The sequence below is a fragment of the Streptomyces flavofungini genome, from assembly GCF_041028215.1.
Lineage (GTDB): Bacteria > Actinomycetota > Actinomycetes > Streptomycetales > Streptomycetaceae > Streptomyces > Streptomyces flavofungini_B.
Genome location: NZ_JASKYR010000268.1, coordinates 1 through 10,096, shown reverse-complemented (window position 1 = coordinate 10,096; position 10,096 = coordinate 1). Strand labels below are relative to the sequence as shown.

At 72.4% G+C, this 10,096-nt stretch carries 9 protein-coding genes and 1 pseudogene; 5 read left to right on the top strand and 5 right to left on the bottom strand.

Annotated elements, in window-relative coordinates:
- The first annotated feature begins 1 nt into the window (after window position 1).
- The 3 genes from AB8Z36_RS19540 to AB8Z36_RS19530 are packed head-to-tail and all read left to right on the top strand — an operon-like array spanning window position 2 to window position 3,073.
- The gene (locus tag AB8Z36_RS19540) at window positions 2–985 is read left to right on the top strand and encodes a Bug family tripartite tricarboxylate transporter substrate binding protein (RefSeq protein WP_369214627.1); all 984 of its coding nucleotides are present in this window, start codon (window positions 2–4) and stop codon (window positions 983–985) included.
- Window positions 986–1,032: 47 nt separating this feature from the next.
- Window positions 1,033–1,563 (top strand): tripartite tricarboxylate transporter TctB family protein, encoded by a 531-nt coding sequence (locus AB8Z36_RS19535; protein ID WP_369214628.1) that lies wholly within the window; start codon window positions 1,033–1,035, stop codon window positions 1,561–1,563.
- Between the two features lies 1 nt (window position 1,564).
- Window positions 1,565–3,073 carry a tripartite tricarboxylate transporter permease gene (locus AB8Z36_RS19530; RefSeq protein ID WP_369214626.1) on the top strand — a complete coding sequence of 503 codons (1,509 nt, stop codon included), beginning with the start codon at window positions 1,565–1,567 and terminating at the stop codon, window positions 3,071–3,073.
- Between the two features lie 140 nt (window positions 3,074–3,213).
- Here the strand turns inward: AB8Z36_RS19530 and AB8Z36_RS19525 are convergent, their stop codons facing one another.
- The 3 genes from AB8Z36_RS19525 to AB8Z36_RS19515 are packed head-to-tail and all read right to left on the bottom strand — an operon-like array spanning window position 3,214 to window position 4,854.
- Window positions 3,214–3,354, bottom strand: a complete 141-nt coding sequence (locus tag AB8Z36_RS19525) for a hypothetical protein (RefSeq protein ID WP_369214625.1) — start codon at window positions 3,352–3,354, stop codon at window positions 3,214–3,216.
- A 47-nt stretch (window positions 3,355–3,401) separates the two neighbouring features.
- Window positions 3,402–3,935, bottom strand: a complete 534-nt coding sequence (locus AB8Z36_RS19520) for a DUF402 domain-containing protein (RefSeq protein ID WP_369214624.1) — start codon at window positions 3,933–3,935, stop codon at window positions 3,402–3,404.
- The gene (locus AB8Z36_RS19515; RefSeq protein ID WP_369214623.1) at window positions 3,916–4,854 is read right to left on the bottom strand and encodes a GNAT family N-acetyltransferase; all 939 of its coding nucleotides are present in this window, start codon (window positions 4,852–4,854) and stop codon (window positions 3,916–3,918) included. The genes AB8Z36_RS19520 and AB8Z36_RS19515 overlap by 20 nt, the downstream gene beginning before the upstream one ends.
- Window positions 4,855–4,990: 136 nt before the next feature.
- Here AB8Z36_RS19515 and AB8Z36_RS19510 point away from each other — a divergent pair, with 136 nt between their 5' ends.
- Window positions 4,991–5,371, top strand: a complete 381-nt coding sequence (locus AB8Z36_RS19510) for a GntR family transcriptional regulator (RefSeq protein ID WP_369214622.1) — start codon at window positions 4,991–4,993, stop codon at window positions 5,369–5,371.
- 43 nt (window positions 5,372–5,414) lie between these two features.
- Here the strand turns inward: AB8Z36_RS19510 and AB8Z36_RS19505 are convergent, their stop codons facing one another.
- The gene (locus tag AB8Z36_RS19505; protein WP_369214621.1) at window positions 5,415–6,512 is read right to left on the bottom strand and encodes a DUF5925 domain-containing protein; all 1,098 of its coding nucleotides are present in this window, start codon (window positions 6,510–6,512) and stop codon (window positions 5,415–5,417) included.
- Window positions 6,513–6,664: 152 nt separating this feature from the next.
- Here AB8Z36_RS19505 and AB8Z36_RS19500 point away from each other — a divergent pair, with 152 nt between their 5' ends.
- Window positions 6,665–8,089, top strand: coding sequence for a GH39 family glycosyl hydrolase (locus AB8Z36_RS19500; protein ID WP_369214620.1), 1,425 nt, complete (start codon window positions 6,665–6,667; stop codon window positions 8,087–8,089).
- 9 nt (window positions 8,090–8,098) lie between these two features.
- On the opposite strand, the pseudogene AB8Z36_RS19495 reads toward AB8Z36_RS19500, so the two are convergent.
- Window positions 8,099–10,096, bottom strand: a pseudogene (locus AB8Z36_RS19495) (lipopolysaccharide biosynthesis protein); the annotation flags it as partial.

Sequence of the window (10,096 nt, the reverse complement as noted above, 5' to 3'; positions counted from 1 at the left end):
CGTGCGCCTGCGCACACCCCTCGCCCTGCTCGGGTCCGCCCTCCTCGTGCTCGTGGCGCCGCCGCTGCTCACCACGGGCAGCGGCGCCGACACCGGCACGCAGATCCCCGGCCTGCGCTTCATGGTCCCCAACACGCCCGGCGGCGGCTACGACATCACCGCCCGCACCGCGGCGAAGAACGCCGAGGACGCCGGACTCACCCACAACATCGAGGTGTTCAACCTGCCCGGCGCGGGCGGCACCGTCGGTCTGACCCGGCTCGTCGGCGAGCACGGCAACGGCAAGCTCGCCATGTCCATGGGGCTCGGCGTCGTCGGCGCCGCACGCTCCAACCACTCGCCGAAGTCCCTCGGCGACACCACCCCGATCGCCCGGCTCACCGAGGAGCAGGACGTCGTGGTGGTCGCCAGGAACTCCCCGTACAAGACCATCGGGCAGCTCGTCGAGGCGTGGCGGGAGAACCCCGGCAAGCTGCCCGTCGGCGGCGGCTCCTCGCCCGGCGGGCCCGACCACCTCGCCCCGATGCTGATGGCCCGCGCCGCGGGGATCGCCCCGAAGCAGGTCAACTACGTGCCCTTCGACGGGGGCGGTGAGCTTCTCGCCTCCATCCTCGGGAGCAAGGTCGCCTTCGGGGTCTCGGGGGTCGGTGAGTACCTGGACCAGATCAAGTCGGGGGAGCTCCGGCTCCTCGCCGTCACCGGGCCGAAGCGGGTCAAGGGCCTCGACGGGCCCACCCTCAAGGAGTCCGGCTACGACGTCGACTTCACCAACTGGCGCGGCATCGTCGCCCCGCCCGGACTCAGCGACGCCGAGCGCGCCAAGCTGACCACCCTCGTCAAGAAGCTGCACGCCTCGCCCGAGTGGCAGAAGTCCCTGAAGACCAACGGCTGGGACGACGCCTTCCTGACCGGCGAGAAGTTCGGCGACTTCCTGGACGCCCAGGACAGGCGCGTCGTGTCCGTGCTGAAGGAGCTGGGACTGTGACCACGAGCGACACCGGCACCGGCACCGGAGACGAGACCGGCTCCGGCATCGGCCCCGGCAGCGAGGAGACCCGGGAGCGCGGCCGCCGCTCCTGGCTGCGCGAGCACTCCGAACTCGGCGTGGGCGTCCTGCTGCTCGCCCTCGGCGCGCTCGTCCTCACCGACGCCCTCACCATGGACGTCGAGATCACCCAGCGCGGTCCCATCGGCCCAAGGACCGTGCCCCTCGCGGTCGGCGCGGGGCTGCTCGTCGTCGCCGTCCTGCTCGCCGTCGACGTGCTGCGCGGCGGCCGGGGCGAGGCCGAGGGCGGCGAGGACATCGACCTCTCCGAACCCGCCGACTGGCGGACCGTCCTGCTCCTCGCGGGCGTCTTCCTCGCCACCGCCGTCCTCATCGAACCGCTCGGCTTCCCCCTCGCGGGCGCCCTGCTCTTCTGGGGCTCCGCCTACGCCCTCGGCAGCCGCAGCCTGCACCGCGATCCGCTGATCGCCGCCATGCTCGCCGTGGTCACGTACGAGGTCTTCAACAACCTGCTCGGCGTTCCGCTGCCGGGCGGCCCCCTGATGGGAGTGCTGTGACATGGACGCCTTCAACTCCCTGATGGGCGGCTTCGGCACCGCCCTCACCCCCGTCAACCTCCTCTGGGCCGCCGTCGGCGTGCTCCTGGGCACCGCCATCGGCGTGCTGCCCGGCATCGGACCCGCGATGGCCGTCGCCCTGCTGCTCCCCGTGACCTACGGCCTCGAACCGACCGGCGCCTTCATCATGTTCGCGGGCATCTACTACGGCGCGATGTTCGGCGGCTCCACCACCTCGATCCTGCTCAACACCCCCGGCGAGAGCGCCGCCGTCGTCGCCGCCATGGAGGGCCATCCCATGGCCAGGGCCGGGCGGGGCGCCCAGGCCCTCGCGGCCGCCGCCATCGGGCACTTCGCGGGCGGCATGATCGGCACGCTGCTCCTCGTCGCCCTCGCGCCGACCGTGGCCGACCTGGCCGTCGGCATCGGCGCTCCCGACTACTTCGCCATCATGGTGCTCGCCTTCATCGCCGTCACCTCGGTCCTCGGCTCCTCCCGCATCCGGGGCCTCGCCTCCCTGCTCATCGGACTGACCATCGGCCTGGTGGGCCTGGACCAGATGACCGGCCAGCAGCGCCTGACCTTCGGTTCGCTCCAGCTCGCCGACGGCGTCGACGTGGTGATCGTCGCGGTCGGCCTCTTCGCGATCGGCGAGGCCCTCTGGGTCGCCGCGCACCTGCGCCGCACCGGCGGCGAGGCCATCCCCGTGGGCCGCCCCTGGCTCGGCAGGGCCGATGTGCGCCGCACCTGGAAGTCCTGGCTGCGCGGGCCCTTCATCGGCTTCCCCTTCGGGGCGATCCCGGCGGGCGGCGCGGAGATCCCGACGTTCCTCTCCTACGTCACCGAGAAGCGCCTGTCCAAGCACAAGGACGAGTGGGGCAAGGGCGCCATCGAGGGCGTCGCGGGCCCCGAGTCGGCGTCCTCCGCGTCGGCGGCGGGCACCCTCGTCTCCATGCTGACGCTCGGCCTGCCGACGACCGCCGTGGCCGCCGTGATGCTCGCCGCCTTTCAGCAGTACGGCATCCAGCCGGGACCGCTGCTCTTCGAACGCGAGCCCGACCTGGTCTGGGGCCTCATCGCCTCGCTCTTCGTCGGCATGGTGCTGCTGCTCGCCCTCAACCTGCCGCTGGCCCCCGTCTGGGCGAAGCTGCTGCGCATCCCGCGCCCCTACCTCTACGCGGGCATCCTGTTCTTCGCCGCGGTCGGCGCCTACGCCGTCGGCGGCGAGCCCGTCGACCTGGTCATCCTGCTGGTCATCGGCCTGATCGGCTTCGGCATGCGGCGCTACGGACTGCCCGTCCTGCCCGCGGTCATCGGCGTCATCCTCGGCCCCAACGCCGAACAGCAGCTCCGCCGCGCCCTCCAGATCAGCGACGGCAGTGTCGGCGGCCTCGTCGGCACACCGTTCTCCCGCACCGTCTATGGCCTCATCGTCCTGATCGTGGCCTGGCCGTTGGTGAAGAAGGCGCTGGCACGGGCCCGCCGCCGTGACGCAGACGTGGAGGCATGACCGGGCCCACCGGAGAACCCATCGGCATCCGCCCCGCCGCCACGTCGGCCGCGTCGGCCGCGTGGTCGGTGGAGCGGTGGCTCGACGGTCCCTGCACCGCGTGCACTACCGCAAGCGGCTCCACGGAGCCTGACGGCGTCTCATCCGTCCGGCCACCAGGTGCGCTGGACATCCTTGCGGACCTCCGGCCTTTCGCGCGGGGCGGCCTCGTTCTCCTGGCGTTCCCGCACTCGACGGCTGACGGCTTTGCTCACGGGCTTGTGCACGGTCACTCGGCGCATGGCTGCCTCCCTGCCTTACCGATGTCCATCTATGACGTTCCGTAGACCTATGTGGACAGGCTTTCTGATCGAGAATCGGGTTCCAGCATCCTGCGGAGGCCGCTGCCCTTGGCGATGGCCTCCAGTTCGTCCAGTGCGCGGAGCGCGGCCCCGGCCGCGCCGGGGTCCGTCCTCCGCAGCCCGCTCGCCTCGAACTCGTCCTCGTCGAGGCGGAGCACGCGGGCGGCGTCCGCCGAGCACCACAGGTCGAGGTCCAGGTCCTCCACCGTGACGACCGTGCCCTCCCGGACCGCGGGGCGGGTCACGTCGCAGTACCAGCCCTTCAGGGTGCCGTCGGCGGCGTACACCTCCTTGACCGCGTACCAGCGGTCCCGCCAGTAGTGCTCGGTGAAGACGTCGCCCGGCTCGAAGCGCACGAAGCCGAAGTCGCGCACGCCGGGGGCCGCCCAGGGGGCCCGCACCGTGAGCCGCGTCCCGTCGTCGCGGAGCAGCTCCGCCGGGTAGCGGATCTTGAGAGCACCCGCCTTGACCAGGGCGATCTCGACCTTCGTGGCCCTGGCGTCAGCCGAGGTCCCGGACATGGCGCACCTCCGTCGCACAGATCTCGTAACCGAACCACGCGTTGACCGCCAGCATCGGGCCGTTGCCCGCGTCGTTGCCGGTGAACGCCTCCGTGCAGCCGGCCGCGCGGGCGCGCCGCAGGGAGTCGTGCTTGGCGAGCTTGGCGAGGCCCCGGCCCCGGTGGGCCCGCGCGGTGCCCGTCATGCCGGACGCGTACCGGCCCGCGCCGTCCGTCCTGGCCAGGCTGAAGGCGGCCGGACGGCCGTCCAGCAGGGCCACCGTCGTGAGTTCCTGGCTGACCAGCGGGTGCCGCCAGGTCTCGGCGAGCCAGTGCGCGTAGTCCGTGAACTCCGCGGCGACGTCACCCGGTTCGTCGGCCACCGTCTCCGCGTCGAGGGCGAAGAGGGGGCGCGCGTCCCGCGCGTACACCGATCCGCTGACCAGCTCCACCCCGGCCGGCGGGGCGGCGGGGACCGGCAGTGCGCCGTGCGCGAGGTCGAGGCGGAGAAAGTGCGCGCGGCGGCTGGCGCGGTAGCCGTGGCGGGCGGCGAAGGCGAGGTTCCCGGGCTCGTCGAGCACCCAGGAGTAGACGGTCCGCGCCCCCGCGTGCGCCAGATGCTCCTCGGCCGTGCGCAGCAGCAGCGTCCCGGCACCGGCGCCGAGCCGCTCCGGGTGGACGCAGACGTTGGCGAAGCCCTGGCCGGGCTCCGGGCTGTCGTGGGCGATCCCGACCTGCGCCGTACCGACCACCTCGCCGTCGTGCTCGGCGATCAGCTGCCGGTAGTGCGCGTCCGGATGGGCGTGCGCCCGGTCGAAGGCGACCGACTCGGGGGTCGCGAGCATGGCGGGCACACAGGCCCGGCGTACGGCGGCGAAGCCCTCGGCGTCCTTGGCGGCCAACGCGCTGCCGGGATCGAAGGCACGGACGATCACTGTCATGGGGCCGCACGGTACGCGCGCGGCGCGGCGGCGGCCTCCCATTTTCCGATGCTGGTCACCAGGGGGCCCGCTCGCCCGTCGCGGGCGCGGGGGGAAGTGTGCCCGCGGGGCCGCGCCGTGCGGGACAATCGCTTCCGTGACTCTGATGATCGACATCGACGCGGGCGCGAGCACCGCGCCGTACGAGCAGGTGCGGGCCCAGATCGCCGGGCAGGCCAGGTCGGGGATACTGCCGGTCGGCTACAAACTGCCCACGGTGCGCGGCCTCGCCCAGGAGCTGGGGCTCGCGGCCAACACGGTCGCCAAGGCCTACCGGTTCCTGGAGACGGACGGGGTGATCGAGACCCGGGGGCGCAACGGCACGTTCGTCGCCGCCGCGGGAGACGCCGCCGCGCGGGAGGCGTCGAACGCCGCGCAGAGCTTCGCCGAGCGGGCCCGGCGGCTCGGGCTCTCCGAGAAGGAGGCGCTCGCGGCCGTGCGGGAGGCCCTGCGGGCGGCCTACGCGGTCCCGGAGTAGCCCCGGGGCGGCCACGGGGCGCGGGCCCCGGGGCCATGTGCGGTCACAGATAGAGCCCCGCGTCCGCGCCGCCCTCCCGCTGGCCGGGCACCGACGTCGGTGCCGTGCCGCGCCGGAGGGCGAACAGCTCCGCGAGGGTCGCCCCCTCGCGGCCCACCCCCTCGTCCGTGCCGAGCCACTCCACCGCCTCGGGGCGGGTCAGCGCGCCGACCTCGATGCGGGCGAGGCAGCGCCCCGGGCGGACGACGGCGGGGTGCAGGCGCTCCAGGTCCTCGTTGGTCGTGACACCGACCAGGACGTTGCGGCCCTGGCCGAGGAGTCCGTCGGTGAGGTTGAGCAGCCGGGACAGCGCCTGGCCCGCCGTGTGCTTCGCCTCGCCCCTGATCAGCTCGTCGCAGTCCTCCAGGAGCAGCAGCCGCCAGCGGCCCTTCGCCGTGCCGTCGTCCTCGCCGATCGCGATGTCCATCAGATAGCCGACGTCGCTGAAGAGCCGCTCGGGGTCGAGGACGCAGTCCACCTGGCACCAGTCGCGCCAGGAGCGGGCGAGCGTGCGCAGCGCCGACGTCTTGCCGGTGCCGGGCGGCCCGTGCAGGAGCAGCAGACGGCCCGAGATGTCCTCGGGCACCGTCTTCATCAGCTTGTCCATGGCGTCGGCGACCGGCGCGGTGTAGTTGGGCCGCACCTCCTCCCACGTACCGGCCGAGATCTGCCGGGTCGTGCGGTACGGACCGCGGCGGGGCGACACGTACCAGAACCCCATCGTCACGTTCTCCGGCTGCGGCTCGGGCTCGTCCTGCGCGCCGTCCGTCGCCTGCCCGAGCACCTTCTCCGCGAGCTCGGCGGTGGTCGCCGTCACCGTGACGTCGGCGCCCCGGTTCCAGCGGGAGACCAGCAGGGTCCAGCCCCTGCCCTCGGCGAGGGTCGCGCTGCGGTCGTCGTCACGGGCGGCCCGCAGGATCTTCGCGCCCGGGGGCAGCAGGGTCGAACCGGACTTGACGCGGTCGATGTTGGCGCTGTGCGAGAAGGGCTGCTCGCCGGTCGCGAAGCGGCCGAGGAACAGCGCGTCCACGACGTCCGACGGGGAGTCGCTGTCGTCGACGTTGAGCCGGATCGGCAGGGCGTCGTGAGGGTTGGCGGCCATGCCGACATGATCCGGCACGGACGCCTCCGTACGCACCCCGTTTCCGCCGCGTGTTCCCGCGCCCCGCCGCTTCGAGGCCGCCGCCGGACCCGTTACGGAGCTGTGGCCGGAACCGCACCCACCGTCGGATGGCGCCGATACGCTGGACGCCGATGGGACGGCATGGGTGGGTTTCGGGGGCACTGCGGTGGCGGCTCACCGCACTGCTCGGCGTGGGCCTGGTCGCCCTGGCCCTGGTGGTCACCCTGGTCAGCACGCTCCCCGGGGACGGCGGAAGCACCGCGGGCACGACCCCGGACGGCGACAAGGTGCACGGCACCCCCGCCACCCCGCCGGGCAACACCGAATCGGCCGTGGGCTGGGGCTTCACCCACACCCAGTACAGCGCCGACGAGGGCGACGCCGAGGCCGTGGGCCGGGTCCGGGCCGAGCTCGCGGGACAGCGGCGGCCCGTCCCGCAGATCCAGCACCTCATGGGCTGGGGCGCGGGCAACCCCGAACCCGTCGAAGGGCACTACGACTTCTCCGAGATGGACCGCCGCATCGACTTCGTACGGGAGAGCGGGGGCATCCCCGTCGTCACGCTCTGCTGCGCCCCGGACTGGATGAAGGGCGGCGAACCCGGCGCCGACAGCACCGACTGGAGCAGGCGGGCCCTGGAGACCGCCCCGGACCCCGATCACTACGACGACTTCGCCCGGCTCGCCGCGACCGTCGCCAAGCGCTATCCCGACGTACGCCACTTCATCGTCTGGAACGAGTTCAAGGGCTTCTGGAACACCGGACAGGGCCGCTGGGACTACGAGGGGTACACAAAGCTGTACAACCGCGTCTACGAAGAGCTCAAGAAAGTCGACAAGGACATCATGGTGGGCGGCCCCTATCTGGTGATGGACAGCGTCCACCCGCGCCAGACCATGTACGCCTCGCGGGTGAAAGGCCCCTGGGGCAGCCTGGACCAGCGTGTCCTCGACGCCTTCGACTACTGGAACGAGCACAAGAAGGGCGCGGACTTCGTCGTCGTCGACGGCGCCGGCTACACCAAGGACGACGAACTGCTCCCCGACGCGTTCCGGGCCACCGCCAAGTTCACGGCCGTGGGCGAGTGGATCCGCGCGCGCACCGGGGACCTGCCGCTGTGGTGGGCCGAGTACTACGTGGAGCCCGGCGACAGTCAGGACGACCGCGACGACTGGTCCGAGCCGCACCGCGTCGCCGTCCAGGCGTCCGGTCTGATGGCGATGGCGGCGGGCGGCGCGAGCAGCGGCTTCTACTGGAATCCGCAGAAGCGGGGCGCCGCCGCCTGCGCGGGCTGCCTGTGGACCCCGACGCAGCGCGCGGACGGCGGCACCGAACTGCCCATGCTGAAGCTCATCGGCCGGTTCAACGCGGAGTTCGGTCCCGGCACGCGGTTCGAGAAGGTCGCGGTCGCCGCCGACGACCGGCCGCATGTGCGGGTGCTGGCCGACGACAAGGCCGTTCTCGTGGTCAACACCCTGGACCGTCAGATCAGCACGAAGGTCGACGGCGAGCGCTTCGACCTGGCCGGGTACGGGGTGAAGTGGCTCAAGCGCTGAGGGCGTGCCTTACGCCATCGTCACGAACCGCTGGATGAGCGAGGCGAGCAGCACCGCGAGCAGCGGCAGCGAGAACCAGAAGCTGCTCTGGAGCCACCGCTGCTGGCGCACGCTCGGCGCCGCCGCGACCCGCACCACCTCGCGCGCCGTGAGCAGCACCGCGAGCGCCAGGAAGGCGAGCGCCCCCACGACCGACCACGGGGTCCACGTCACCTTCGGCCCGGCGGGTCCCGGATCGGGTTCGGCGGCCCTGCCGTCCGGCGGCACCCGCATGCCGTAGAGGGTCGCGTCGCCGTTGCTGAAGACCTTCGTCAGCTCCTCGCGCTCGTCCAGGCCCTTGATCAGCCGTGACTGCCAGGACGCGGCGTAGCCCGCGTCGAGCTCCAGATAGGTCGACTGGCTCTCGTTGACCATCAGATACGAGTTCGGGCCCGCGTCCTTGAGCGCCTTCACCAGGCCGGCGACCAGCACCGGATCGGCGGGCGCGAGCGTGGGCAGGTACTCCACCTTCTCCATGTCACGGGCGCCCCACGGCATGGCGGGGGTGACGTTGTCGACCGTGTCGTTGCTCATCCAGAGCAGCCGTACCGTCGGATCGTCGTGCGCGTACACCCAGTCCATGGCCGCGACCTCGCCGGGACGTACGCGCTCGAAGGACTCGTTGCCCCAGCGGGCCACCAGGAAGCCGCCCATCAGGACGAGCCCGGCCAGCAGCGCGGCCAGCGGCGCGAGGCTCACCCGGTCGCGGTCCCGCTCCTCGGCCGTGAGACCGGCCCGGGGGAAGAGCGCGAGACCGGCGAGCAGGGCCGCCCCCGGCAGCGCGAACATGAAGACGCGCAGCGCCATCTCGCCGCCGTAGGACTGCATGCCGAAGCCGAGGAACGGCACGAAGGTGAGGACGAGGAGCGAGCGCTCGGTGTACTTGTGGAAGCGCCGCCGCCACCAGCCCCAGCAGGCGAACGCCAGCACGGCTCCGGCCATCGCCACCCGTACGTACAGCACGAGCTGGTGCGTCGAACTGCCGCCCTCGATGCGTCCCGACACCGACGAGGACACATTGCCGCCGACGCCCCCGACACCGCCGAACAGGTCGTCGAAGTGCCCCGACCAGTACGGTTCGGCGAGGAAGCCGAGCCATACGACGACGAACACACCGAACAGCACGGGCAGGCCGCGCAGCTCCGAGCGGCCGACGAGGACCAGCACGGTGAGGACGCCGAGCATCACGAACGGCGTGAGCTGGTGCGCGGCGACCGACGCGGCGAAGAGGCCGACGAGGATCAGGAGCAGCACGGCGCGCTCCGCGCGGCCCGTCGGCTCGACCTCCAGCTCGCCGGGACGACGCTTCGTCCACAGCACGCGCGGGGCGCGGAACCAGACCAGGAGGATGGCGACGAAGGCGAGGTAGAGCAGGTACGTGAAGCCCTGGGGGGAGAAGTAGTCCTGGCCGACCCAGCCGCTCAGCACGAAGATCCACAGCCCGGCCCACTTGGCGCGCCAGGCCGCCCGCATCGAGCGCACCAGCAGGAACAGCGGCGCCAGATAGAGCAGTTGGATGACGGTCGGCCACCAGCGGATGACCTCGGTCAGATCGGAGACGCCGCACGCCCGCGCCACGAAGGCGGCCGCCGCGAAGAAGCCGGGCCAGCTCCAGCGCGCGTCGAGATCGGGCGCGGCGGTGCCGTGCCGGTCGATGTACTCCAGGAAGCCCAGGTGCTGCCAGGCGGTGGCGAACCGCGGCTCGGTCTCGATGACGGCGGGCAGCGCGTGCAGGGACACCACCGTGGCGAGCAGCGTCAGCAGGAGCAGGCTCTTGACCGGCCGGTCCATCCAGAGCAGCACCGCGAAGACGACGATCAGCAGGGCGGCGCCGAGCAGCGTCGCCTTCGGCAGTACGGAGATCAGGCCGAGCCCGCCCATGTCCGCGAGGTCCGCGTCGCCCATGCCGAGCGCGGGCACCCAGTACAGGGCGAGCGCGAGTACCAGGAGCAGCGCCATGACCAGGAC

Excerpts from the sequence above, each read along its gene's own strand:
- AB8Z36_RS19525 (WP_369214625.1), bottom strand. The coding sequence starts at position 3,354 with ATGCGCCGAGTGACCGTGCACAAGCCCGTGAGCAAAGCCGTCAGCCGT.
- AB8Z36_RS19530 (WP_369214626.1), top strand. The coding sequence starts at position 1,565 with ATGGACGCCTTCAACTCCCTGATGGGCGGCTTCGGCACCGCCCTCACC.
- AB8Z36_RS19515 (WP_369214623.1), bottom strand. The coding sequence starts at position 4,854 with ATGACAGTGATCGTCCGTGCCTTCGATCCCGGCAGCGCGTTGGCCGCC.
- AB8Z36_RS19520 (WP_369214624.1), bottom strand. The coding sequence starts at position 3,935 with ATGTCCGGGACCTCGGCTGACGCCAGGGCCACGAAGGTCGAGATCGCC.
- AB8Z36_RS19505 (WP_369214621.1), bottom strand. The coding sequence starts at position 6,512 with ATGGCCGCCAACCCTCACGACGCCCTGCCGATCCGGCTCAACGTCGAC.
- AB8Z36_RS19500 (WP_369214620.1), top strand. The coding sequence starts at position 6,665 with ATGGGACGGCATGGGTGGGTTTCGGGGGCACTGCGGTGGCGGCTCACC.